Source organism: Methylobacterium brachiatum (genome assembly GCF_900113845.1).
Taxonomy (GTDB): domain Bacteria; phylum Pseudomonadota; class Alphaproteobacteria; order Rhizobiales; family Beijerinckiaceae; genus Methylobacterium; species Methylobacterium brachiatum.
Genome location: NZ_FOQW01000006.1, coordinates 280,218 through 302,155 on the forward strand (window position 1 = coordinate 280,218; position 21,938 = coordinate 302,155).

The 21,938-nt window shown below is 71.4% G+C and carries 22 protein-coding genes; 8 read left to right on the top strand and 14 right to left on the bottom strand.

Going from position 1 to position 21,938, the window contains the following annotated elements; all coding sequences use genetic code 11:
* Position 1 precedes the first annotated feature (1 nt).
* Together BMZ47_RS09510 and BMZ47_RS09515 are read right to left on the bottom strand one after the other, a co-directional pair.
* Positions 2 to 721, bottom strand: coding sequence for an invasion associated locus b family protein (locus BMZ47_RS09510; RefSeq protein ID WP_091861158.1), 720 nt, complete (start codon positions 719 to 721; stop codon positions 2 to 4).
* 138 nt (positions 722 to 859) lie between these two features.
* Entirely contained in the window at positions 860 to 1,141 is a 282-nt protein-coding gene (locus tag BMZ47_RS09515) for a hypothetical protein (protein ID WP_050732141.1), read from the bottom strand.
* 237 nt (positions 1,142 to 1,378) lie between these two features.
* Here BMZ47_RS09515 and BMZ47_RS29300 point away from each other — a divergent pair, with 237 nt between their 5' ends.
* Positions 1,379 to 1,720 (top strand): CopG family ribbon-helix-helix protein, encoded by a 342-nt coding sequence (locus tag BMZ47_RS29300; protein WP_425285055.1) that lies wholly within the window; start codon positions 1,379 to 1,381, stop codon positions 1,718 to 1,720.
* A 250-nt stretch (positions 1,721 to 1,970) separates the two neighbouring features.
* On the opposite strand, the gene BMZ47_RS09530 is transcribed toward BMZ47_RS29300, so the two are convergent.
* Entirely contained in the window at positions 1,971 to 2,462 is a 492-nt protein-coding gene (locus BMZ47_RS09530) for a P-loop nucleotide/nucleoside kinase family protein (RefSeq protein ID WP_091861161.1), read from the bottom strand.
* 426 nt (positions 2,463 to 2,888) lie between these two features.
* Here BMZ47_RS09530 and BMZ47_RS09535 point away from each other — a divergent pair, with 426 nt between their 5' ends.
* Positions 2,889 to 3,797 carry a hypothetical protein gene (locus tag BMZ47_RS09535; RefSeq protein WP_139220961.1) on the top strand — a complete coding sequence of 303 codons (909 nt, stop codon included), beginning with the start codon at positions 2,889 to 2,891 and terminating at the stop codon, positions 3,795 to 3,797.
* 24 nt (positions 3,798 to 3,821) lie between these two features.
* Here BMZ47_RS09535 and argH read toward each other — a convergent pair whose 3' ends face one another.
* Entirely contained in the window at positions 3,822 to 5,201 is a 1,380-nt protein-coding gene (gene argH, locus BMZ47_RS09540) for an argininosuccinate lyase (protein ID WP_007567633.1), read from the bottom strand.
* A gap of 42 nt (positions 5,202 to 5,243) precedes the next feature.
* Between argH and tlpA the strand changes: the two genes are divergently transcribed.
* Positions 5,244 to 5,885, top strand: a complete 642-nt coding sequence (tlpA, locus tag BMZ47_RS09545; protein WP_091861167.1) for a thiol:disulfide interchange protein TlpA — start codon at positions 5,244 to 5,246, stop codon at positions 5,883 to 5,885.
* Between the two features lie 12 nt (positions 5,886 to 5,897).
* On the opposite strand, the gene BMZ47_RS09550 is transcribed toward tlpA, so the two are convergent.
* On the bottom strand, positions 5,898 to 6,263 hold the full coding sequence (locus BMZ47_RS09550; protein WP_091861171.1) for a DUF6883 domain-containing protein: 366 nt from the start codon (positions 6,261 to 6,263) through the stop codon (positions 5,898 to 5,900).
* Positions 6,260 to 6,532 carry a DUF4926 domain-containing protein gene (locus BMZ47_RS09555; RefSeq protein WP_244536774.1) on the bottom strand — a complete coding sequence of 91 codons (273 nt, stop codon included), beginning with the start codon at positions 6,530 to 6,532 and terminating at the stop codon, positions 6,260 to 6,262. Before BMZ47_RS09555 ends, BMZ47_RS09550 begins: the two co-directional genes overlap by 4 nt.
* 89 nt (positions 6,533 to 6,621) lie before the next feature.
* Here BMZ47_RS09555 and nhaA point away from each other — a divergent pair, with 89 nt between their 5' ends.
* Positions 6,622 to 7,827, top strand: coding sequence for a Na+/H+ antiporter NhaA (nhaA, locus tag BMZ47_RS09560; protein WP_091861174.1), 1,206 nt, complete (start codon positions 6,622 to 6,624; stop codon positions 7,825 to 7,827).
* Between the two features lie 49 nt (positions 7,828 to 7,876).
* Positions 7,877 to 9,631 carry a carbamoyltransferase family protein gene (locus BMZ47_RS09565; protein ID WP_091861177.1) on the top strand — a complete coding sequence of 585 codons (1,755 nt, stop codon included), beginning with the start codon at positions 7,877 to 7,879 and terminating at the stop codon, positions 9,629 to 9,631.
* 51 nt (positions 9,632 to 9,682) lie between these two features.
* Here BMZ47_RS09565 and BMZ47_RS09570 read toward each other — a convergent pair whose 3' ends face one another.
* The 4 genes from BMZ47_RS09570 to BMZ47_RS09585 form a co-directional block, all read right to left on the bottom strand.
* On the bottom strand, positions 9,683 to 10,030 hold the full coding sequence (locus tag BMZ47_RS09570) for a hypothetical protein (RefSeq protein ID WP_007567643.1): 348 nt from the start codon (positions 10,028 to 10,030) through the stop codon (positions 9,683 to 9,685).
* 85 nt (positions 10,031 to 10,115) lie between these two features.
* On the bottom strand, positions 10,116 to 10,793 hold the full coding sequence (locus tag BMZ47_RS09575) for a haloacid dehalogenase type II (RefSeq protein ID WP_007567644.1): 678 nt from the start codon (positions 10,791 to 10,793) through the stop codon (positions 10,116 to 10,118).
* 79 nt (positions 10,794 to 10,872) lie between these two features.
* Positions 10,873 to 12,399, bottom strand: coding sequence for a murein biosynthesis integral membrane protein MurJ (gene murJ / locus BMZ47_RS09580; RefSeq protein ID WP_091861180.1), 1,527 nt, complete (start codon positions 12,397 to 12,399; stop codon positions 10,873 to 10,875).
* Positions 12,400 to 12,553: 154 nt separating this feature from the next.
* A complete protein-coding gene (locus BMZ47_RS09585; protein WP_007567646.1) occupies positions 12,554 to 13,153 on the bottom strand; it encodes a superoxide dismutase in 600 nt (199 codons plus the stop codon).
* Positions 13,154 to 13,551: 398 nt separating this feature from the next.
* On the opposite strand from BMZ47_RS09585, the gene BMZ47_RS09590 reads away from it, so the two are divergent.
* A complete protein-coding gene (locus tag BMZ47_RS09590; protein ID WP_091861183.1) occupies positions 13,552 to 14,382 on the top strand; it encodes a hypothetical protein in 831 nt (276 codons plus the stop codon).
* 12 nt (positions 14,383 to 14,394) lie between these two features.
* On the opposite strand, the gene BMZ47_RS09595 is transcribed toward BMZ47_RS09590, so the two are convergent.
* The 4 genes from BMZ47_RS09595 to BMZ47_RS09610 form a co-directional block, all read right to left on the bottom strand.
* A complete protein-coding gene (locus BMZ47_RS09595) occupies positions 14,395 to 16,110 on the bottom strand; it encodes a sensor histidine kinase (RefSeq protein ID WP_091861186.1) in 1,716 nt (571 codons plus the stop codon).
* A gap of 201 nt (positions 16,111 to 16,311) precedes the next feature.
* On the bottom strand, positions 16,312 to 17,046 hold the full coding sequence (trmB, locus tag BMZ47_RS09600; protein ID WP_091861189.1) for a tRNA (guanine(46)-N(7))-methyltransferase TrmB: 735 nt from the start codon (positions 17,044 to 17,046) through the stop codon (positions 16,312 to 16,314).
* 195 nt (positions 17,047 to 17,241) lie between these two features.
* Complete coding sequence (metK, locus tag BMZ47_RS09605; protein WP_007567650.1) at positions 17,242 to 18,420, bottom strand: methionine adenosyltransferase; 1,179 nt, start codon at positions 18,418 to 18,420, stop codon at positions 17,242 to 17,244.
* A gap of 169 nt (positions 18,421 to 18,589) precedes the next feature.
* Positions 18,590 to 19,000: a helix-turn-helix domain-containing protein gene (locus tag BMZ47_RS09610; RefSeq protein ID WP_007567652.1), complete on the bottom strand. Its 411-nt coding sequence runs from the start codon at positions 18,998 to 19,000 to the stop codon at positions 18,590 to 18,592.
* A 563-nt stretch (positions 19,001 to 19,563) separates the two neighbouring features.
* Here BMZ47_RS09610 and BMZ47_RS09615 point away from each other — a divergent pair.
* Together BMZ47_RS09615 and BMZ47_RS09620 are read left to right on the top strand one after the other, a co-directional pair.
* On the top strand, positions 19,564 to 20,412 hold the full coding sequence (locus tag BMZ47_RS09615; protein ID WP_091861192.1) for a thermonuclease family protein: 849 nt from the start codon (positions 19,564 to 19,566) through the stop codon (positions 20,410 to 20,412).
* A 5-nt stretch (positions 20,413 to 20,417) separates the two neighbouring features.
* Entirely contained in the window at positions 20,418 to 21,905 is a 1,488-nt protein-coding gene (locus tag BMZ47_RS09620; RefSeq protein ID WP_091861195.1) for a M48 family metalloprotease, read from the top strand.
* Positions 21,906 to 21,938 lie beyond the last annotated feature (33 nt).

Below are 21,938 nucleotides of genomic sequence, written 5' to 3' on the forward strand. Positions count from 1 at the left end.
GTTACTTGGCGCACTCGTCCCGGGTGCGCTTCATCGCCTCCGCGAACCCGGCGAGCGCGTATTCGTCGCTCGTCGGGTTGCCGCGCAGCGAGGTGGTCTTGATCACGAGCTTCGGGTTGCGCGCGCTCATCTCGGAGACCACCCGGGCCTCCTCGGCCGGGTTCTGCAGCCAGGCATTGCCGTCCTTCACGACGAGGCCGTAGCGTCCGGTGCCGAGGTTGAGGGTCGGGTCGGTCGGCGCGGCCGCCGAGCCCGGCTTGATCTGGGAGGCCGCGGGCTTCGACGGGAAGCCCAGCATCACCGCGACCTCGTTCTGGACGTTCTCGCCCTTGCGCACGCTCACGAACAGGTAGGCGGTGTCGCGCTTGAGGGTCTTGGGCGAGCGCGCCTGCGGCTGGGCGATGGCGTAGCAGAGCTTGGCGCGGCCATCGCCGTTCACGAACACGTTCCAGTCGCCGAAGATCGCCACCGGGGTGGCCTGCTGCATCCCGGGGGGCGTCGCGGCCTTCCTCTCGGCCCGCGGGGCGCGTTCGCGACGCGACCGGCGCCCGCGCTTCGCCGGCTCAGCATCCGAGAAGCCGTCCGGCTCCGCCCGCTGGGCCTGAACCGCCGTCGCCGATAAGGCCGCTGCGCCGACCGTGGCCCCGACGAGGCCCGTGACGAGACCGGAGGCGAGCAGGGCGAGGGCTCCGACCGGGAGCAGGCGGGGGACGCGGACCATCTTCACTTCCTGACGACGGGCGGCCCCATAGAGGGCCGAACCGGGGATCTGGATGAGTGAAGCCCGCGCAAAAAGTCGGCAAGATGGCAGCCAAGCTCGGTGGCGGCCAAGATGGAGTAACCCGGACGGCGCGGCGGTTCAGACCGCCCGCACCTCTGCGGCCAGGGCGGCGATCACCGCCGGCGGGACCGAGACGGGTTCGGGCGTGGCCACGCTGGACGCGACCGCGTTCGGCTGGGCCGGCGGCAGCGGGCGCTTGCGAGGCGGGTCGTTATAGGGGGTGTTGTAGCCCTTGCGGACGGCCGACCAGTAGGTTTCGCGGGTCAGGCCGGAACCAGTCAGGGCAGCATCGATCATGGCGGTTGCCCGTGCCGCGAGTTCGGGCACGTCTTCTGGCTTCAGCCAACTCTCGACAGGCATCATGCGATCTCCGATCCACACAGCCGAGCTTCTAACGGGCCGGACTTAGCCAGACGGTGAACGCGCAGGCCCCCCGATGGTTGCGATGCACAAATTCGTGCCGGGCCTGTGGGTTGGTGTGGGTAGCTGGGCCTGTGTCGAAGCCTGCCCGGCCCCGCTGTCGCGGTCGGATGCACCTGCCTTGTAACGCACCGCCCCCGTGTAAGGCTGCGCATCGATCAGCGCACGAGTTTCGCGATGCCTGCGAGCACGGCCACGACGATTCGGGTTTCGCCCGAAATCAAGTCGACGCTCGAACGCATCGCGATCGACACCCGGCGCAGTACATCGTTTCTCGCTGCTGAGGCCGTATCCGCCTACGTCGAGCGCGAACTGCAAAGTCTCGATGGCATCAAGCGCGGCCTGGCGGATGCCAGACTCGGACACGTCGTGCCGCACGACGATGCGATGGCCGAATCCACGCCGTCATCGATGCGGCGGAGGCCGCCCGTGATGGCGACGTGTGAGGCGGCCGGTTTTCTGGTGTCGCTCGGCGCTGGACGACATCAAGGAACAGATCGCCTTCATCGCCCGGGATAATCCAGCGGTCGCGACAGGTCGCAGAGCGCAATCGGGACGCCGGCGCGGCTCTCGGTGAGACGGCAACGGGTCGACCGGACCCGGCACCTTCGAGAAGTCCCTTGTCCGGTTGCCTTACATCGTCGCGTACGCACTGGAGCCGGTTACGGGCCGGGACAGCGTCGTGATCCACACAGCGCGGCGCTGGCAGGCCGGCGCATGCCGACCTGACCGTTCCGGTTCGGCTGGCCCCCCGAGTCTTCGACGCGCGCTACGGGCGATGAACGATCACCTGAAATCCCTCCTCCGGGCTCGGCGCCACGAAGTATCGGGTGAAGAGGTCGAATTGCGCATCCGTGACCGTGAAATCGTGCGTTCCGGACGCATTCCGCGCCCGTAGGCGGGCCCTGCACACGTCATCGGCGACGTCGAGGTAGTGGAGCCGATGGGCGACGCCCGCTTCCTCGAACAGCGTGCGCATCCAGGCCCGGCTGGCGACGGTATTGGCGGGGAAATCCAACACCACCGAGAGCCCGGCGCGGAGCAGGTCCACCACGTGCGGCCCGATCACGCTCCGCAGGCGGGTCGAATGCCGCACGTAGTCGGCCAGGTCGGCCTGTTCGTTGGGATAGAGCCGCGCGAGCCAGCGATCCTCGGCCACCACGATGGTGCCGGGCGTCGCGCCGAGGCTGGCGGTCAGCGTCGATTTTCCGGCGGCGATCTTGCCGCAGACGAGATGCAGCGTCGGTTCCTGGGCAGGCATGGGGTTCGACCTTGGGGACGGCGCATCGGGCGCCGAGACGTTCACGGGCGGGCAGACCCGGCCTGACGGATCAGGCCGGGTCGTGAATTCGGCTGCGGATCGCAGCGCTCGCGCGGTGAATCGACAAGGTCATGGACGATTGATGCCAGGTCTCGGAATCTGTGACCAGGGGGCCGATGGCGGCCTGAGAACGCGCTGCGGCAACCGATCGAGGCCGCTCGGGCATCGAGGCGAGAGGCGGCGATGCCGACATTTGTGGAATGCACAGCCGGTGGAGAAGCTTTCCGAAACATTGGCGGTCAGATTCCACGACCGGACCCATAAACCAAGAGTTGAATTTGCCAAGGCCGCAAGCACAACCTATGTATTTCCTGTCGGCATCGTCCGAATCCGTCGGCGAACGACAGTTCCGCGCGGCAGGTGGCCATGGTTGGATCCGTGAACCGGGTGGCGGCACCAGAAGGGCCTCAGCGCCCGGTCGCACACAAGGTGACGGTCCCGGGCGTCGCGGCCGACGCCCGCGGGACAGCGGGCGGAAGTGCGCAGGAGGGCGGGGCCGACGCACAGCCGGATGAAGAGGCGGTGCTGCCGCCTCCGGAGCGGCTGGGCTACGCCAAACTGTCCCAGATCAGCAGCGTCCTGACCACCCTGGCCTCGGCCCGGACCAGCCAGCGGGACCGCGCCGCCTTCGCTCTCCAGGAAGCCGAGCGGAAGCTCCGGCGGCTCAAGGCCGAAGCCATGGCGGCGGAGGCCTCCGGGGACAGGAAGGCGGCGGCCCGGATCGTCCAGGATCTGGCCCAGGTCGCCCATGAGATCGCTGATGCCGCCCGGGACTATGCCGCCGCCGGCGGTGAGCCGGGTCTCATGGAAGCCAGCCTCACCGAGGTCGCGGCGGGGATCGATCCCGGCGCGGCACTCGAGTCGGATGCGCCGAGCTCCGAGCGGCCGGAACCCGCTGCCGGCGCGCGCGCGGACGAGCCGGGCATGGCCGAAGCCCCCAGCGATGCGGCGGATGATCCGAGCGCGGCATCCCCCGATCCGACAACCGACGAGCTCGACCCGTCCCGCACCCTGCCGGAGGATGAAGCCTATCCCGGCGCGCTGCTGCGGCACGAGCCGGACGACCACGGCGACGATTCGGTCGAGGCCCACGCACACGAACTGCTGGACGAGGCCGTGGCGCTGAAACAGGCGATGGCGCGGGTGCTGCGCAGCCCACCGGCCGATGCGGAGACGACCGTTCCGACGATCCCGCCCAACCCGCCCGTCGAGACCGGCCCGGCCCGCCGGACCGGACTGGGAGCCCTGGTCACCCGGCCCGGCGCGCGGGCCTGAAGGCCGGCCGGGCGGTCGCCGCGCTCAGCCGAGCCGCTCGATCCACCCTTGCGCCTGCGCCCGGACATTGTCCGGCGCGGTGCCGCCATAGCTGGTGCGGCTGGCCACCGAGTTCTCGACCCCGAGCACGGCGTAGACCGCGTCGGTGATGCGCGGCTCGGCCTCCTGCATCTCGGGCAAGGACAGCGCCTCCAGCCCGACGCCCTTGGCCGAGGCGGCGCCGACCAGACGGCCGGTGACGTGGTGGGCCTGGCGGAACGGCAGGCCGAGCTCGCGCACCAGCCAGTCGGCGAGATCGGTGGCGGTGGCGTAGCCGGAGCCGGCGGCCTGGCTGAGCACCTCGGCGTTGGGCTCGAGGTCCTTCACCATGCCGGTCATGGCGGCCAGGCACAGGGACAGAGCCTGGAGGGCGTCGAACGTGCCCTCCTTGTCCTCCTGCATGTCCTTGGAATAGGCGAGCGGCAGCCCCTTCATCACCACCAGCAGTCCGGTGAGCGCGCCGATGATCCGGCCGGACTTGGCCCGCACCAGCTCGGCCGCGTCGGGGTTGCGCTTCTGCGGCATGATCGACGAGCCGGTGGTGTAGCCGTCCGACAGCTTGACGAAGTTGAACTGCGCCGAGGTCCAGACCACCAGCTCCTCGGCGAAGCGCGAGAGATGCACGGCGCAGATCGAGGCGGCGGCGAGCGATTCCAGAGCGAAGTCGCGGTCGGCCACCGAATCCAGGGAGTTCGCGGTCGGCCGGTCGAAGCCGAGCGCCGCCGCAGTGGCGTGGCGGTCGATCGGGAAGGAGGTGCCGGCCAAGGCCGCGGCGCCGAGCGGGCACTCGTTGAGCCGGGCGCGGGCGTCGCGGAACCGGCCGCGGTCCCGGGCCAGCATCTCGACATAGGCCAGGCAATGGTGGCCGAATGTGACCGGCTGGGCCGACTGGAGATGGGTGAAGCCGGGCATCACCGTGCCGGCATGCTTGAGCGCGGTCTCGGCCAGGGCCCGCTGCAGGTCGGCGGCCTGCTGGTCGAGGGAATCGAGGGTGTCGCGCACCCAGAGCTTCATGTCGGTGGCGACCTGATCGTTGCGCGAGCGGGCGGTGTGCAGGCGCCCGGCGGCCGGCCCGACGATTTCCGTGAGCCGGCTCTCCACCGACATGTGGATGTCCTCGAGCTCGCGCTTGAAGACGAAGCGCCCGGCCTCGATCTCGTCGCGCACGGACTTGAGCCCGGCCTCGATCGCGGCCACATCCTCTGCCGGAAGGATGCCGGCCGCGCCGAGCATCGCCACATGCGCCAGCGAGCCGCGGATATCCTGGGGCGCGAGGCGCTTGTCGAATCCGATGGAGGCGTTGATCTCCTCCATGATCTCCGCCGGGCCGCTGGCAAAGCGGCCGCCCCACATCCGGTTGCTCATGTCGATCCTTCCGCGCCCTGAACGTCCCGGCAGGCAAACCTGATGCCCGGCCGCACCACTCTGATGGCCGGCGCGGGCCTCGCCGCGCTCGCCGTCCTCGGGACCGCCCTATACGGGAGCGGTCTCCTGCCCGGCAACACGGGCGGGGCGCTCCAGCCCTGCGCGGGCGCGACGCCCGCACTCGCCCGGGTCGACGCCGCCGCCAAGGGCGAGGTCGCGGGCATGCAGGCGCTGAAACAGGCGCGGCCCGCGCCGGAGATCCGGTTCAAGGGGCCGGACGGCGCCGAGACCGGGCTCTCCGACCTCAAGGGCCGGCTGCTGCTGGTCAATCTCTGGGCGACCTGGTGCGCCCCCTGCAAGGCCGAGATGCCGGCGCTCGACCGCCTCCAGACGGAACTCGGCGGGCCGGATTTCGCCGTCGTGGCGATCAACGTCGACACCCGCAACCTCGACAAGCCGCCGGAATGGCTCAAGCAGGCGGGCATCCACGCCCTGCCGTTCTACGCCGATCCGGGCGGGCGCGTGCTGCCCGCGATCCAGCGCGACACCCAATCCCCCGGCCTGCCGACCACGATGCTGATCGACGCGCAGGGCTGCACGATCGGCGTGATGAAGGGCCCGGCCGCCTGGTCGAGCCCGGACGGGCTGGGGTTGATCCGCGCGGTTTTGGGAAAGGTGTCGTGAGGGGACGGCGCGTTACGGATCGCGCGGCGCTTTCCGGAGCGGCTTTAGGGTAATGAACCGCGCCGGATGCAGCCCGGGCTGGTCATCGACCTGCCAGACGGTCCGAATGTTCGCCGCGGTTCCATTGGGACAAGGCATCGGCCCTTCGAAGTGGTACCGAAGGCCGTACGGCACCGGATAGGCTCTCGTGAGTGTGGACGGCGTCGGGTGGCCGACAAGGGCCGTCATCAGCGTTATCGGATCGTCGATCGCGAAGCCGAGGCTCAGCAGGAAGGCGCATTTCGGCCCGCCATCCTCGTGATCCGGATCGAGCAGGTAGCGCCGCACCTTGTCGTCATCGACCCGGAACTGTGCCGGGTAGCCGACCGGGCCGATCAAGCGCCGGCGCGCTCCACGAGGACCAGGGACTCGGGCGCGATGGCGGCGAGCGCCTCGACCGGCCGCGTGAACTCGACATCGAAGGCGGCGCCCGCGCCCCAAACAGCGACGATCGTCCCGGTGCTGCCCGCGGGCACGCGCTCACCGTCCTCACCGATCACCTCGGCGAGGGTCCGAACGCGGTCGAGTTCCCGGAAGGCGGTCCCAGTCGGGGCCCGATCCGCAGGGGAACGGCTGTCGACCACCAGCGAGAGCAGCCGGTCTGACATGGTGTGACGATACGGGACGGCCGCCCCGCGATGCAAGGCGCAAGCTGCACCCTTGCCCCCGCCCCCAAACCAAGCCAAGCCTGCCGGCGATGAAGCCGCCTCCGATTCCCGGCCGCGCCCCGCAGGATCGGGGCCGGCGCCCGCTCTCGGCCATCCGCACGATGCTGGCGAGCGAGGCGGCGGGCGGGTTGATCCTGATGGCCGCGGCGGTGCTGGCCCTCGTGGTCGCCAACGGGCCGTTCGCCGAGACCTACGCGCACGGGCTCCACGCCGCGCTCGGGCCGATGAGCGTGCAGCACTGGATCAACGATGGCCTGATGGCCGGCTTCTTCCTGCTGGTCGGGCTGGAGATCAAGCGCGAGGCGCTCGACGGGCGGCTGCGCACCTGGCCGGACCGGGTGCTGCCCGGCATCGCGGCCTTGGGCGGCATGGCGGTGCCCGCCCTGGTCTACGCGGCGGCCAATCTCGGCGCCGGGACCCTGCGCGGCTGGGCGATCCCGGCGGCCACCGACATCGCCTTCGCGCTCGGCGTCCTGGCGCTGCTCGGCAAGCGGGTGCCGGTCTCGCTGAAGATCTTCCTGAGCGCCGTGGCCATCGTCGACGATCTCGGCGCCGTGGTGGTGATCGCGCTGTTCTACGGCTCGGGCCTCGATGCCGGGATGCTGGGGCTGGCCGGGCTGGTGCTGGCCGTCCTCTACGGCCTCAACCGGGCGGGCGTGACCTGGCTGTCGGCCTATCTGCTGCTCGGCCTCGTCCTGTGGGTGCTGGTGCTGCGCTCCGGGATCCACGCCACGGTGGCGGGAGTGCTGCTGGCCTTCACAATCCCGATCCGGGTGAGTCCCGGCCGACCGGAGGCCGCCGATTCGCCGCTCCACCGGCTCGAGCACGGTCTGGCGCCCTGGATCGCCTACCTCGTGGTTCCCGTCTTCGGCTTCGCCAATGCCGGCGTCGACCTGACCGGGCTGACGCGCGACGCCTTCCTGGAGCCCGTGACGCTCGGCATCGCCGCGGGGCTGTTCCTGGGCAAGCAGGCCGGGGTGTTCGCCAGCGTGCGGCTCGCCGTCGCGCTCGGGCTGGCGCAGCGCCCGGCTGGGGCCGGCTGGGGGCAGGTCTACGGCGTCGCGGTCCTGTGCGGCATCGGCTTCACCATGAGCCTGTTCATCGGCGGCCTCGCCTTCGCGGACCCGCAGCATGAGACCGCCGTGAAGCTCGGCGTGCTGGGCGGCTCGGCCCTGTCGGGGCTCGCGGGGGCGGCGATCCTCCTGCTGGTGCGGCGCCCCGCGACCACCCGCTAGGCGCCGCCCCGGGCTCCGTTGCGCGCGAAAATGCGCTACCCGCCTCTCCATGCGGTTCTATCTCGGCCTCGCCACCACCTTCCACGATCCGGCGCTCGCCCTCGTCGGGCCCGACGGCACGGTGCTGTTCGCCGAGGCCACGGAGCGGTTCCTCCAGTACAAGCGCGCCCCGAACTGCGAGCCCGACATCCCGGCCCGGGTGATCGCCCTGGTGCAGGAATACGTGCCGGCCGGCTCGGAGATCGTGGTCGCCTCCTCCTGGGGGGCGCAATTCACCGACTTCCTGCGCGGGCAGGCCGGAACCGGCGCCTTCGACCTGATGGCGCTTGCCGCCCACAGCACGGCGCTCAACCGCTCCTTCGTGCCCGAGCAGGCCGAGCGGGTGTTCATCGCCGACCTCCACGGCGCGCAGGAGCGCGTCGGTCACGGCACCCTGCTGGCCCTCAACCAGGGGGCGCGGGCCACCGGGACGCCGCGCGCGACGATCGCCGGGCAGCGGCGCTACCCGCACCATCTCTGCCACGCCGCCTACGGGCTGTGGGGCAGCCCGTTCGACGCGGCCACCGCCCTGGTGGTCGACGGCATGGGCGAGACCGGCGCGGCCGCGATCTACCGGTTGCAGGACGGTCGGATCACGGAGCTGCGCCGCCATCGCGGGCGCGGGTCGCTCGGCTTCCTGTACGGGCTGATCACCGATCTCGCCGGCTTCGACCAGGTGAAGGGCGAGGAATGGAAGATCATGGGGCTGGCGCCCTACGGACGCCCCGATCCGGAGCTCGCCGCCCTCCTGGCCCGGCTCTGCACCATCGAGGGCGGGCGCCTGCGCTTCGCCGAGGCCGCGACGATCCAGGCGGTCGCCGCGGAGATCCGGGCGCGCCGCCCGGCGGACGCCCTGGAGACCGGCTGGGCCGACCTCGCCCGCTGCGGCCAGGATCTGTTTGCGACCTTGATGGATGTGCTGGTGGCTGAGGCGGCCACCCTCGCCCCCGCCGACAACCTCGTGATCGCCGGCGGCTGCGGGCTCAACTCTTCCTATAACGGCCGGGTGCTCGACCGCTCCGGCTTCACCCGGCTGCACGTTCCCTCCGCCCCGGCCGATGACGGCAACGCCGTGGGCGCCGCCTGGCTCGCCTACGCGGAGGACCATCCGGACTGGGCCGGGCCGCCCCCCGGGCAGCGCCCGCTGACGCCCTATCTCGGCGCCCGGGTCTCCACCACCGCCATGGAGCGGCTGGCCGAGCAGGAGCCGCGCGCCAGGCGCGTCGGCCACGACGCGGCGACGCGCGCGGCCGCAGAGATCCTGGCTGCGGGTGGTCTCGTCGGCTGGGTGCAGGGCCGGGCCGAGTTCGGGCCCCGGGCGCTCGGCAACCGCTCGATCCTGGCCGATCCGCGGCCGGAGGGCGCCAAGGACGCACTCAACGCCAAGGTGAAGTACCGCGAGGCGTTCCGGCCCTTCGCGCCCTCGATCCTGGCCGAGGCCGGACCGGACTGGTTCGAAGGCTATGCCGACAGCCCGTACATGGAGCGCACCCTCGTCTGGCGTGAGCACGTCCGCGCCCGGGTGCCGGCGGTGGTCCACCAGGACGGGACCGGCCGGCTCCAGAGCGTTACCCCTCAACGCAATCCGGCCTACGCGGCCCTGATCCGCGCCTTCGCGGACATCACCGGGGTGCCGATCCTGCTCAACACCAGCTTCAACGTTATGGGCAAGCCGATCCTCGACAGCGCGGAGGACGCGATCCTGATGTTCTACACGACCGGCCTCGACGCCCTCGTGGTCGAGGATTGGCTGGTGGTGAAATGACGAACGCCGCGCCCCGGGGGGACGCGGCGCCGACGAGACGACCCGAACAGATTACTCGCAGACTTCGACGCGGCGGTAGGTGAACTCGCCGTCGCCGAGCCACTCCTTGCGGCGCTCGTAGTGGCAGATCGGGCCGCGGCGCTCGCGGACCACGACGGTCTCGGGCTCCTCGACCAGGACGCGGCGCGGGCGATATTCCGGCGGCGGGGGCGGCGGCTGGTTGGCGCCGTTCACCAGGGCGCCACCGACCACGCCGCCGACCACGCCGGCCGCGAGGCCGCCGATGATCGCGCCGGTCTGGTCGCGGGCGGTGGCCGGGGCGACGGCCCCGAGCACCAGGGTCGCCGCGAGGGCTGCGGCCCCGGCGCGGATCGTCGTGAAGGAACCGTTCGTGGCCACGCGCAACTTCTCCCGTTCGTGTTGAAGATGATCCAACACCGGGACGATTAAAAATCTCCGAAGCGGCGCGCGCCGATGCGCGGGTTCAGAGCAGTCCGTCGAGGGACCCGATCACGCTTGTGGGAGCGAGATCCGCATACTCGTCCGGCAGCCCCCGGCGGTTCACCCAGGCGGTCCGGAACCCGAACGCGTGGGCACCGGCCACGTCCCAGCGGTTGGAGGAGCAGAACAGCACGTCCGCCTCCCCGACCGCGAGCCGGAGCAGCGCGATCCGGTAGGCGTCGGGATGGGTCTTGAACACCTGCGCGTCGTCCACCGAGAGCACGGCGTCGAGATGGTCGGCGAGCCCCGCCGAGGCCACGGCCCGGTCGACCATCGCGGCGTTGCCGTTGGTCAGCACCGCAGTGCGCAGGCCGCGCTTGCGCAGGGACGCCAGCACCTCCGGCACCTCCGGATAGGCATCGAGGTCGCGATAGGCGTCGAGCAGCCGCTCGCGCAGGGCCGGGTCCACGCCCGGATGGACCGCCAGGGCATAATCGAGGGCGCGCACGGTGAGGTCCCAGAAGGCGGCGTAGCGGCCCATCAGAGACAGGGTCCAGCTGTATTCCAGCTGCTTGTTGCGCCAGACCTCGGAGAGATGGTCGGCATCCGGCCCGACCGCGTCGGCGTAGCGCTGGACCGCGGCGTTCACGTCGAACAGCGTGCCGTAGGCGTCGAAGACAACGGCCCTCACGCCCGCGAGCAGATCCTTGGCGTCGGTCATGGCGTTCCTCATTGGCCTTCACGAGCGATCTGGGACTCGAAGGCGCGGCGGCGAGCCCGGCTCGATGGGACGGTGTTTGTCAGGCCCGGCGCAGGCGCAGGCCGAACAGGTGCAGCAGGCCGGCCAGGAGCCCGCCATAGATCGCGGCCCCGGCGAGGCCCAGCACCACCAGGACGGCGATCTCGCGCCCGTGCGACAGGGCCGGGACCAGCGCCTCGGCGAGCCCCTGCCCGTAGACGGCCACGCCCGCCAGCGCGAGGCAGGCGAGCCCGACGCCCAGGACCGTGAGGCCGAGGGTGCGGCCCGGCGCCGTCCAGCCGCGGCGCTTGGCCAGGACGACGAGGATCAGCAGGTTCACCCACTGGCTGACCGCCGTCGCCAGCGCCAGGCCGGTGACGCCGTAGGGCCCGGTGAGCCAGAGCTTCAGCGCGACGTTGACGCCGATCGCGGTCAGCGACGCCCAGAGCGGGGTCTTGGTGTCCTGCCGGGCATAGAAGCTCGCCACCGCGCTGCGCACCAGCACCACGGCCGGGAGGGCGAGCCCGTAGGCGGCCAGCACCGAGGCGGCCCGGGACGCGTCCTCGGCGCTGAAGGCGCCGCGCTGGAACAGGGCCGCCATGATCAGGCCCGGGATGGTCAGGAACGCCACCGTGAACGGCGCCGACAGGGCGAGGGAGAACCCCGCCGCCCGGTTCTGCGCCGCATGCGCGCCGGCCACGTCGCCGGAGGCGATCCGCCGGCTCATCTCCGGCAGGAGCACGGTGCCGGCCGCGATGGCGATCACCCCGAAGGGCAGCTGGTAGAGCCGGTCGGCGTAGTACAGGGCCGAGACCGCCCCGGTGGGCAGCCAGCTCGCGATGATCGTGTCGGCGAAGGCCGCGATCTGGAACCCGGCCGATCCGATCACCGCGGGCCCCAGCACCACGAAGAACCGCTTCAGCGCCGGATCCGAGCGCGGCACGGCGAGGTCGGGCATCACCCGGGCCCGGCGGCAGCCCCACCACAGCAGGCCGAATTGCAGCACGCCCGAGACCGCGACGCCCCAGGCGGCCGCGTAGGCGGCGTTGGGGAACAGGAAGCTCAGCGACAGGGCCGCCAGCATGGCGAGGTTGAGCAGCACCGGCGCTCCGGCCGCCACGGCGAAGTGCCGGTGGGCGTTGAGGATGCCCGACAGCAGCGTCACCAGGGTCATGAACAGCAGGTACGGGAAGGTGATCCGGGTCAGCGCCACCGCGAGCTGGAAGCGCTCGCCGTCCGCGGCGAAGCCCGGCGCCAGGGCGTGCACCACCCAGGGCATCGCCGGCAGGGCGAGGTTCAGCAGCACGAGCTGCACGATCAGCATCAGGGTGAAGACGCGATCGGCGAAGTGGTGCGCCTCGCCGGAGCTGCCCGTCTCGGCGAGCCCGGCATAGGCCGGCACGAAGGCGGTGTTGAACGCGCCCTCGCCGAAGATCGCGCGGAAATGGTTCGGCAGCCGGAACGCGACCACGAAGGCGTCGGCCATGGGCCCCGCGCCCATCACGGCGGCCATCACCACGTCCCGGGCGAAGCCGGTGACGCGGGAGACCAGGGTCCAGCCGCCCACCGAGAGGATGGAGCGGATCATGGATCCGCCCGCTGCGGGATCATGGGGTCGGGAAACGAGGAAAGAATGGCGGCCTGCCCTGCTGAGCCCGGGGGGCCGCATCAAGAGCCGCTTTTGCCCGGCATCTCAAGGGCGCTGCGGACACGATCGGCCCGCAGCGCCCCTCATGACCGGATCAGGCGGTCGCTTCGCCGTACATCTTCTCGACGTGCTCCCAGTTCACCAGGTTCTCGATGAACGCCTTGAGGTAGTCGGGGCGACGGTTGCGGTAATCGATGTAGTAGGAGTGCTCCCACACGTCGACGCCCAGGATCGGCTTGGCGCCGTGAACCAGCGGGTTCTCGCCGTTGGGGGTCTTCAGGATCGCGAGCTTGCCGTCCTTCACGGCGAGCCAGGCCCAGCCGGAGCCGAACTGGCTGACGCCCGCCTGGATGAAGTCCGCCTTGAACTTCTCGGCGCCGCCGAGGTCCTCGTCGATCTTCTTGGCGATCGCGCCGGGGATGGCGCCGCCGCCATTGGGCTTCATCCACTGCCAGAAATGGATGTGGTTGTAGTGCTGGCCGGCATTGTTGAAGAGCGGCTGATTCGTGTTGTAGGCCGCCTTGACGATCTCCTCGACGCTCTTGCCCTGGAGATCCGTGCCCTCGAGCAGCTTGTTACCGGTATCGACATAGGCCTTGTGGTGCTTGTCGTGGTGAAACTCGAGGGTTTCCTTCGACATGTACGGCCCGAGCGCGTCGTAGGCGTAGGGCAGTTCCGGCAGGGTGAAGGTCATTGGCTCTGTCTCCGCTTTGAGCACGATGCGGACAAGCCGGATCCGGCTTTCCGGGATCATCATGCGATAACAAGGGGCTGGAGCAGGCCGTGTTTCACGGGAAACAGCGGCGCGCTTCAGCCTTGGGCGGCCTCGTCCCCGGCGGGGGCGTCCGGGTCACGACCCGCTAGGTAAGTCGGTGCCCGCGCGACGGCAACGCCGTTCCGGCCAGGCTTGGTGCAAACTTCCGGGGACGGCCCGCAGCCGGGCGGGGAAGCCCCGGACGCCCGGCCCGACAACCTGCAAGAACCGGTATCCCGAGCAATCTCACCGCCGGGTTTTGCAATATGACGGCAAGGCCTTACTGTGCGCCACGCCTTAAGCGCCGGCGGTTAGCCGGCCCGTGTCTCGAGAGTAACATGATCGCTGCGCTGTTCGCGCTCGCTGCCGCCATGGCCATCGGGGGCTGCGCCGCCGTGATCCAGGGCTTCCCCTATGTGCGTCTGGAGAGCGGCCTCGCGATGGTGATCGCGGGTTCGGTCGCGGCCTCGTCGGGCGCCGTGCTGTTCGGGATCGGCGTCCTCGCCCTCGTGTTCCGCCGGCTGGAGCGGGTGATCGGCCAGCGCCCGGCGCTGGCCCCGGCCGAGGCCGGCCCGGTCACCGAGAGCGCACCGCGGCTGCCGCCGGTGCTGCCGGCCGCCCCCGCCTTCATCGTGCCGCCGATCGTCGAGCCGCCCTTCGACCCCGAGCGGCCGCGGATCGAACCCAATCTGCGCCTGCTCGACGACACCCCGTCCACCCCGGTCGAGCCCCCCAGGGCGGCCGAGGCGCAGAGGCCGGCCCCGGTCGAATCGGACTTCCCGATCCAGGCCTTTCCCGCCGCCCCGATCGTGGAGCCGGAGCCGCCCCATCGGCCCGCCCCGGAGGCAGCCCCGGCCCTCGCGGCCGAGCGCAGCCCGGAGGACGACCTGTTCGCCGCCCCCGAAGCGCCCCCGCAGCCGGCCCCGCCCTCGGAGCCTCCCGCCCTGCGCCCGAGTCTCGACGCGGCGCCGGAACCCGAGCCCGAACCGAAGCCGGACACCCGCACCGTGGTCGGGCGCTACGCCTCCGGCGGCAACACCTACGTGATGTTCGAGGACGGCTCGATCGAGGCGGAGACGCCGCAGGGCCGGTTCACCTTCGCGTCGTTGGACGAGCTGAAGGCGTTCGTCGACGGCGGCGGCGAATCCGGGACGCGTGGCGCCGCCTGACGGGGCGCCCCGTCAGGCCAGCGGGTTGAGGCTGTCGTTGCGCGGCGGGATCGGCGCCCGCATGGTCAGCGAGAACCCCTCGGGGTCGTAATCGGTCTCGACCTCGGCCTGGACCTGGGTGATGAGCACCCGCTGCAGCAGGCGCGAGCCGAAGCCCTGGCGGCTCGGCGGCCTGACCGGCGGGCCGCCCGATTCGCGCCAGTGGAAGCGCAGGATCCCGGCCGCGCCCCCGGCCTCCAGGGACCAGGTCACCGCGACCCGCCCGGTGCGGTTCGAGAGCGCCCCGTATTTCGCCGCGTTGGTGGTGAGCTCGTGGATCGCCATGCCGATCGGCACCGCGATCTCGGAGGGCAGGTCGATCGGCGGCCCTTCGAGGCTGATCCGCCCTTCGGCGCCGCCCTCGACCGAGACCTCCGCGTAGGGCTTCAGCTCGCTGAGCAGGAGGTTGGCCAGCGAGGCGGTCTGCCAGGTATCCTCGGTGAGCACAGCATGGGTGTGGGCGAGGGATTTGATCCGCCCGACGAAGGCCTCGTAGAAATCCTCGATGCTGGAGGCCGTGCGGGCCGTGGAGCCCACGATCGCCTGCACGGTGGCGAGCGTGTTCTTCACCCGGTGGTGCAGCTCGCGGATCAGCAGGCTCTGCCGCTCCTCGGCGATCCGCCGGTCGGTCACGTCGGCGACCACGCCGATCAGGCGGCGCGGCAGGCGGCTGGGCGCGTCCCGCTCGAACCGGCCGGCCATGTCGATGGTGCGCCAGGCCCCGTCGGATTTCCGCCGGATCCGGCCGCCGATCTGCAGGATCCCGTCCTCGCGCAGCGCCTTCGAGATCGCGTGGCGGACCGCGGCGCGGTCGTCCGGGTGGAGGATGTCGTTGAGGAACTCGTTCTTGCCGATGGTGCCGTCCTCGGGGGCGTGCCCGAAGATCTCGTACATGTGCTCGTTTTCCCAGATCGCCTGGTCCTCGAGCATATGCCACTCGAAGATGCCGAGCTTGGCGATGGTGGTCGCCACCCGCAGGCGCTGATCCCGCGACAGGATCTCGTCCCGGGCCTCGACCCGGGTGGTGATGTCCTGGACGACGCCGACCATGCTGGCGGGCTCGCCGTCGCGGCCCGGCACGGCCTGGCCCCGCACCCGCAGGATCACGGTGCGCCCGGCGACGGTCACCGGCGTATCGAAATGGTAGGACTGCCCGGCCCGGCACGCCTCGGTGACGGTCGCGGCCAGGCGGGCGAGCTCGGGGTCGGACAGGCCGCTCTTGAGCTCGTCCCACGGCACGGAGCGCCCGGGCTGGCGCCCCAGGATCCGGGCGGCCCGGCGCGACAGGGTCAGGAGGCCGGTCGCCCGGTCCCAGCGCCACTCGCCGAGGCCGGCGGTCTCCAGGGCCTCGCGGTTGGCCTCGGAATGGGCGGCCGCGTCCGCATCCACGGCCTCGACCACCAGGGTCCGGCCGGAGCGCCGCACCCGCACGTCCAGCACGGTTCCGTCCGCCCGGCGCCAGGCCTGGATGCCGTCGCCAAGCCCCTCGGGCCGGTCTGCCAGGAGATCCGCGGTCGCGCGTCCGGCCAGCTGGCCCGGAGCCCAACCGAGCAGGTCGTGCAGGACGCGGTTGGCGGCCACGATCGCCGCCTCGTCCGCCGACAGCACGACGAGGCCGATCGCGGCATCGTCGAAGCCCGCGCGATACGGGTCGTCCGCCGCCGGGTCTTGACCCACGCTCTCGTCCACTCGGAAAAACCCTCGAACGCGCCGCGGCGCGCTCCCGCACGAGATGCCCCCCTGCCGCGGTCCGGACCGCGAAGGCAACTCAGGATGGCGCCCGAGCGTGACCGTTGCAAGGCGTCCCGCTCCGATGCGGCGACCCGTCCGTGCGAAACCGGACGGGATGCGGGCGCGCTGGGACCGCGCGGGCACCCCGGCGCCGGCCGCTCAGCGCGGACGGCGCACGAATTCCAGATATGTCGGGCGCCGGCCCGCTGCCAGCGCCTTCGCCTCGTAGCGGGTTCCGGGCCAGCCCGGGAAGGGCTGGGTCCAGTCGCCGGCCTGCCGCGCCGTCCAGGTCAGGACCGGGCAGCGGGCGGCCCGGACCAGGGTCCAGCCGGCATAATCGTCGATGTCGCTGGCGAAGCGGAACAGGCCGCCATCCTTGAGGACCCGGCCGATCTCGGCGAGCGAGGCATCCGAGACGAAGCGGCGCTTGCGCTGCCGGCGCTTCGGCCAGGGATCGGGATAGAGCAGGTAGACCCGATCCAGGCAGGCATCCGGCAGGCGCGCCAGCAGGGCGGTCACGTCCTCGTCGCGGATGCGGACGTTGCGCAGGCCCCGCGCCTCGATCGCGGCCAGCAGCTTGACCACGCCGTTGACGAACGGCTCGGCCCCGATGATCCCGGTCCCGGGATGGGCCTCGGCCTGGGCGGCGAGGTGCTCGCCGCCGCCGAACCCGATCTCCAGCCAGACCGCCTCCGGCGCGCCGTCGAGCGCCGGGAACAGCGTGCGCGGATCGAGCGACCGGTCGTCCGGCGGGAGATCGACGCGCAGCGCCGGGAGCAATTCGGTGAGGCGCCGCTCCTGCAGGCCGCGCAGGCGCTTGCCCTTGCGCCGCCCGAAGAAGGCGCGCTCCGGCTCCTCGGCCTCGCGACCGGGTCGTCCGTTCAGGTCAGACATCGGCTACCAACGCGTCGTCCGCACACGGGCAAGGACGGGTTTCCAGAGGGCTCGCGGCCCCGAGGCAGGGCTCTGCCCCGCTCCCGCAAAAGGTCCAAGACCTTTTGAAACCGGGACTCAAAAAAACGCCAGCGCGCCGTCCCGAATCGGGGACGACGCGCTGGCGGGTCGTTCGGCGCTGGAGCGCGGGCCGCCTTACGACAGGGCCGACTTCAGCTTCTGGGCGAGGTCGGTCCGCTCCCAGGAGAAGCCGCCATCGGCCTCCGGTGCGCGGCCGAAATGGCCGTAGGCGGCGGTGCGCGCGTAGATCGGCTTGTTCAGGCCGAGCGCCGTGCGGATGCCGCGGGGCGACAGGTCCATGGCGTCCATCAGGACGGCCTCGAGCTTGGCCTCGTCGACCTGGCCGGTGCCGTGCAGGTCCACGTAGATCGACAGCGGCTTCGAGACGCCGATCGCGTAGGCGAGCTGGATCGTGGCGCGATGGGCCAGGCCGGCCGCGACGACGTTCTTGGCGAGGTAGCGGGCGGCATAGGCCGCCGAGCGGTCGACCTTCGTCGGATCCTTGCCCGAGAAGGCGCCGCCGCCATGGGGGGCCGCGCCGCCGTAGGTGTCGACGATGATCTTGCGGCCGGTCAGGCCGCAATCGCCGTCGGGGCCGCCGATCACGAACTTGCCGGTCGGGTTGACGTGCCAGACGGTGCCCTCGTTGATCCAGCCCTGCGGCAGGGCCGCCCGGATGTAGGGCTCGACGATGGCGCGCACGTCGGCCGAGTCCAGGGACTCGTCGAGGTGCTGGGTGGAGAGCACGATCTGGGTCGCCTCGACCGGGCGGCCGTTCTCGTAGCGGACCGTGACCTGGCTCTTGGCGTCGGGGCCGAGCTTGCCGGCATCGCCCTCACCCTTCTTGCGGGCGTCGGCGAGGTCCTTGAGGATCTTGTGCGCGTAGAACAGCGGCGCCGGCATCAGCTCCGGGGTCTCGTCGGCGGCGTAGCCGAACATGATGCCCTGGTCGCCCGCGCCCTCGTCCTTGTTGCCGGCCGCGTCCACGCCCTGCGCGATGTCGGCGGACTGGGCGTGCAGGTAGATCGCGACCTCGTTGTTCTTCCAGTGGAAGCCGTCCTGCTCGTAGCCGATCTCCTTCACGGCCTGGCGGGTCAGCTCCTCGAGATCCTTGAAGGTCACGGAATCCGGACCGCGCACCTCGCCCGCGATCACGACGCGGTTCGTGGTGGTGAGGGTCTCGACCCCGAGCCGTGCCTCCGGCATCGCCGCGATATAGGCATCCACCACCGTATCGGAGATCCGGTCGCTGACCTTGTCGGGATGGCCTTCGGACACCGACTCGCTGGTGAACAGGTAGTTGGAACGCGGCATGTGGACGGATCCCGAGCACGGGTACGCCGTCGCGATCGCGGCGTTCGACCCTCTATGGGGTCGGGGTTCTCGCACCGGGCCGGATGACGGTCAACCCGGATCGCCGAACGGATCCGCTATAACGTACGAAACGGGTGAAAAAACGCCCGTCCTCGGCACAACTCAGCATTCAGCCGTTGAGCTTGTGGTCCAGGGCCCGGATCGCGGCGGCGACGTCCCGGCGGGCTTCCTCGGAGAAATGCTCGGTGATGTGGCGGCCCACGACCTCAGCCAGGCCTTGAAGCCCGTCCTCCGCCGACAGGGGCGTCTGATCCGGCTCGGAGAAGCCCGGCGCGGTGAAGTCGTCGTTCCGCGGCATGCCCTTGAAGAAGTAATCCATCGGCACCCCGGTCATCCGGGAGAAGATGTCGAGATGGACGGCACTGATCCGGTTGGTGCCCTTCTCGTACTTCTGCAGCTGCGCCGCCGACATCCCGAAGCTCTGCGCGACGCGACGCTGCGTCAGCGATGCCTTGCGGCGCTGCTCGGCGATGCGTTGACCGACATACACGTCACGCTGATCGGTTTTCTGACCCGCCATGTAGAACTTGCCCACTCCTGCCGCGATTTTCGGGCGGCGAAGCTTAACCGCATAGCGAGGCCGTGTCACCGGCGGGTGACCATCGCGGTAAATGTTTTGCCGCGGCGCCGATTCCCGTCGACGGACTGAGTTCTGGTGTCCCCGGCAGGGCTCGAACCTGCGACCCCAGGTTTCATACCACTTCGGCTTTCGCCGCCGCCGCCCCTGCGGGCCGCGTTCGTGGCCTGGACTATCCCTTCACCATGGGCCCGGCTTGCGCCCGGCCGTTAGGTGCCGCCCGTCTAGTCTCTACACCTTCCCGCTGGCGCCGAGGCGTCGGGCGGGCTTGGCTCGGGATCGGCAGGACGCCGGCATGCCGGCGCCGGGAGCTTTCCCCGACTTTGAGCGGATCCGCCGCGCAGTTTCCCGACGCGACGCCCAATTGTGACCGTTTAGGAAACCTGTGCTCTGTCCAGCTGAGCTACGGAGACGACCAGAATCCCCATAGCATCAACCCCCGGACAGGCCAACCGCGCGGTGTGCGCGCGCGCGATCCGGGGCATGATCGGCCGGGGGGGGGTTCGATGATCCGGACAGGCGACGGGCCGGCGGGCGGGCGACGGGGCCGGGCGGCCCGCGCGATGGCGGTGCCGATCCTCGCGGCCGCGGGCTTTGCCGCGCCGTGTCTCGCCGCGCCGGCGGAGTGTCGGCCGGGACCGGCGCGAACCGAGATCCTCGACGGGATCGGGCCGCGCGGCGAGATCCGTCTCGCCTCGGGCGGCCGCGCCGTGCTCGAATCCCTGCACTGGCCGGACACCCCGGAGATCGCCGAGGCCGCGCGCGCCTGGCTCGATACGCGGCGCGGCGACAGCCTGGTCGTGGTGCCGCGCGGGCAGCCCGACCGCTGGGGCCGGGAGCGGGCCGACATCCAAGTGGCCGACACCGACATCGACCTCGCGGGCGGCCTGATCGCGGCCGGGCTGGCCTTCGCGGATGCCGGTGAGCGCGATTCGCTCTGCCGCCCGGCCCTGCGCGCCGTGGAGGCGTCCGCCCGCGACAGGCGGCTCGGCCTGTGGCGCGATCCGGTGCCCCAGGCCGCCGACGGGCCGGCGCTCCGGGCGCGGGAGGGCCGCTTCGCCGTCGTGGAGGGCCGCATCCGCCATGTCGGCGAGCGCAACGCGCGCACCTATCTCGACTTCGTGGCCCGCGGCGAGGACGGGCTCACGGTCACGGTATCGAAACGCACTTGGCGAATGATGCTCGCCCGTGGTTTGAGTGCGCCTTCGCTCGAAGGCCGGCGCGTGCGGGTCCGCGGCATCCTGGAAGTCTGGCGCGGCCCGACCCTGGAGGCCAACGCCGACGCGGTCGAGATCCTGGGTGAGCCGGATCGGCGCGAGGCCGAGCCGGCGGAGGAACAAGGGCTGCGGCGCTGATCGCGATGGGCGGGATCACGGAGCGAATGCGAGTGGTGAGGCGGCGCTTGCGCGGCCTGGCGTCGGCCTGTTCCGGGGCGGCGCTTCTGGCTGTGGGCCTGGGCGCCTGCGTGGCCGACCAGGCGACCGGTCCGGTGACGCCGGCCGTGGTCCAGGTGCCGGCCGAGGCGCCGCGCACCACCGGCCGCGAGCGCGCCGCCGATGCCGACCACCTCAAGCTCGTGGCCTCGTTCGGGGGCGAGGCCCGCGCGCCCAACGTGATGCGGATGCTCACGGAGGTCACCGACCGGCTGGTGAAGGCCAGCGAGCGCCCGGACCAGGCCTACGCGGTGACGCTGCTCGATTCGCCCGTGGTCAACGCTTTCGCGCTGCCCAACGGGCGGCTCTACGTCACCCGCGGGCTGGTGGCGCTGGCGAGCGACACCTCCGAGGTCGCGGCCGTGCTCGCCCACGAGATGGCGCACGTCACCCTCAACCACGCCACCGCCCGGAGCGAATTGGAGCTGCGCTCGGCCCTGGTCAGCCGGGTCGTGGCCGACGTGCTGAACGATCCCGATACGGGCGCGCAGCTGCAGCATCAGTCGCGCTTCGCGCTGGCGCGGTTCTCCCGGGAGCAGGAGCTGGAGGCGGACGCCACCGGGGTCCGTACCCTCGCCAAGGCCGGCTACGACCCGTTCGCCGCCGGCCGCTTCCTCACCGCGCTCAACCGCTCGACCAACCTCAAGGCCGGCAGCGGCACCGCAGGCGAGCCCGACATGCTGGCGACCCATCCGGGCACCGCCGAGCGCGTCACTCAGGTCACCCGGGCGGCGCGCCGGATCGGGGCGCCGGGCATCGGGGCCGACGACCGGGCGCATTACCTCGCGGCGGTGGACGGGCTGCCGTATGGCGACAACCCGCGCGACGGCGCGGTGCGCGGCCACCGCTTCGTCCATCCCGGGCTCGGCATCGCCTTCGACGTGCCGGACGGGTTCGTCCTGGAGAACACCCGCTCGGCGGTGCTCGGCACCACCCCGGACGGCAACCGGCGCCTGCTGTTCGACCAGATCGAGGCCAAGGAGGGCCAGCCCCTCGACGTCGCGCTCAGGGGCAGCTGGAACGACGCCCTCGACCCGGCCGGGTTCGAGACCCGCGAGGTCGGCGGCCACCCGGCGGCCTTCGCGCTGTCGCGCGGCAAGGACTGGACCTTCCGGCTCGGGGCGATCCGGATCGGCGACACGGCCTTCCGGATGATCATGGCGGCCAAGGGCGCCACCGACCCCGACCCGGCCTTCCGCCCCTGGGTCGCGAGCCTGCGGGCGATCACCCCCGAGGAGGCGGTGCTGCGGCCCCTGCGGCTGCAGGTGGTCCAGGCCGGATCGACCAGCGCCGAGGAGTTGGCCCGCCGCATGGCGGTGCCGGACCGGGCGCTCGACCGGTTCCTGGTCCTCAACGGGCTGGAGCGCGGCGCCGCGCTGGTGCCGGGCCGCAGCTACAAGATCGTGGTGGAATAGCCGCCCCGCTCTGCCGCGTCTTGCGCGCGCCCG

Bases quoted from the DNA above. Each gene is read 5' to 3' on its own strand.
- BMZ47_RS09510 (WP_091861158.1), bottom strand. From the start codon at position 721: ATGGTCCGCGTCCCCCGCCTGCTCCCGGTCGGAGCCCTCGCCCTGCTC.
- BMZ47_RS09515 (WP_050732141.1), bottom strand. From the start codon at position 1,141: ATGCCTGTCGAGAGTTGGCTGAAGCCAGAAGACGTGCCCGAACTCGCG.
- BMZ47_RS29300 (WP_425285055.1), top strand. From the start codon at position 1,379: ATGCCTGCGAGCACGGCCACGACGATTCGGGTTTCGCCCGAAATCAAG.
- BMZ47_RS09530 (WP_091861161.1), bottom strand. From the start codon at position 2,462: ATGCCTGCCCAGGAACCGACGCTGCATCTCGTCTGCGGCAAGATCGCC.
- BMZ47_RS09535 (WP_139220961.1), top strand. From the start codon at position 2,889: ATGGTTGGATCCGTGAACCGGGTGGCGGCACCAGAAGGGCCTCAGCGC.
- argH (WP_007567633.1), bottom strand. From the start codon at position 5,201: ATGAGCAACCGGATGTGGGGCGGCCGCTTTGCCAGCGGCCCGGCGGAG.
- tlpA (WP_091861167.1), top strand. From the start codon at position 5,244: ATGCCCGGCCGCACCACTCTGATGGCCGGCGCGGGCCTCGCCGCGCTC.
- BMZ47_RS09555 (WP_244536774.1), bottom strand. From the start codon at position 6,532: ATGTCAGACCGGCTGCTCTCGCTGGTGGTCGACAGCCGTTCCCCTGCG.
- nhaA (WP_091861174.1), top strand. From the start codon at position 6,622: ATGAAGCCGCCTCCGATTCCCGGCCGCGCCCCGCAGGATCGGGGCCGG.
- BMZ47_RS09565 (WP_091861177.1), top strand. From the start codon at position 7,877: ATGCGGTTCTATCTCGGCCTCGCCACCACCTTCCACGATCCGGCGCTC.
- BMZ47_RS09575 (WP_007567644.1), bottom strand. From the start codon at position 10,793: ATGACCGACGCCAAGGATCTGCTCGCGGGCGTGAGGGCCGTTGTCTTC.
- murJ (WP_091861180.1), bottom strand. From the start codon at position 12,399: ATGATCCGCTCCATCCTCTCGGTGGGCGGCTGGACCCTGGTCTCCCGC.
- BMZ47_RS09585 (WP_007567646.1), bottom strand. From the start codon at position 13,153: ATGACCTTCACCCTGCCGGAACTGCCCTACGCCTACGACGCGCTCGGG.
- BMZ47_RS09590 (WP_091861183.1), top strand. From the start codon at position 13,552: ATGATCGCTGCGCTGTTCGCGCTCGCTGCCGCCATGGCCATCGGGGGC.
- trmB (WP_091861189.1), bottom strand. From the start codon at position 17,046: ATGTCTGACCTGAACGGACGACCCGGTCGCGAGGCCGAGGAGCCGGAG.
- metK (WP_007567650.1), bottom strand. From the start codon at position 18,420: ATGCCGCGTTCCAACTACCTGTTCACCAGCGAGTCGGTGTCCGAAGGC.
- BMZ47_RS09610 (WP_007567652.1), bottom strand. From the start codon at position 19,000: ATGGCGGGTCAGAAAACCGATCAGCGTGACGTGTATGTCGGTCAACGC.
- BMZ47_RS09615 (WP_091861192.1), top strand. From the start codon at position 19,564: ATGATCCGGACAGGCGACGGGCCGGCGGGCGGGCGACGGGGCCGGGCG.
- BMZ47_RS09620 (WP_091861195.1), top strand. From the start codon at position 20,418: ATGGGCGGGATCACGGAGCGAATGCGAGTGGTGAGGCGGCGCTTGCGC.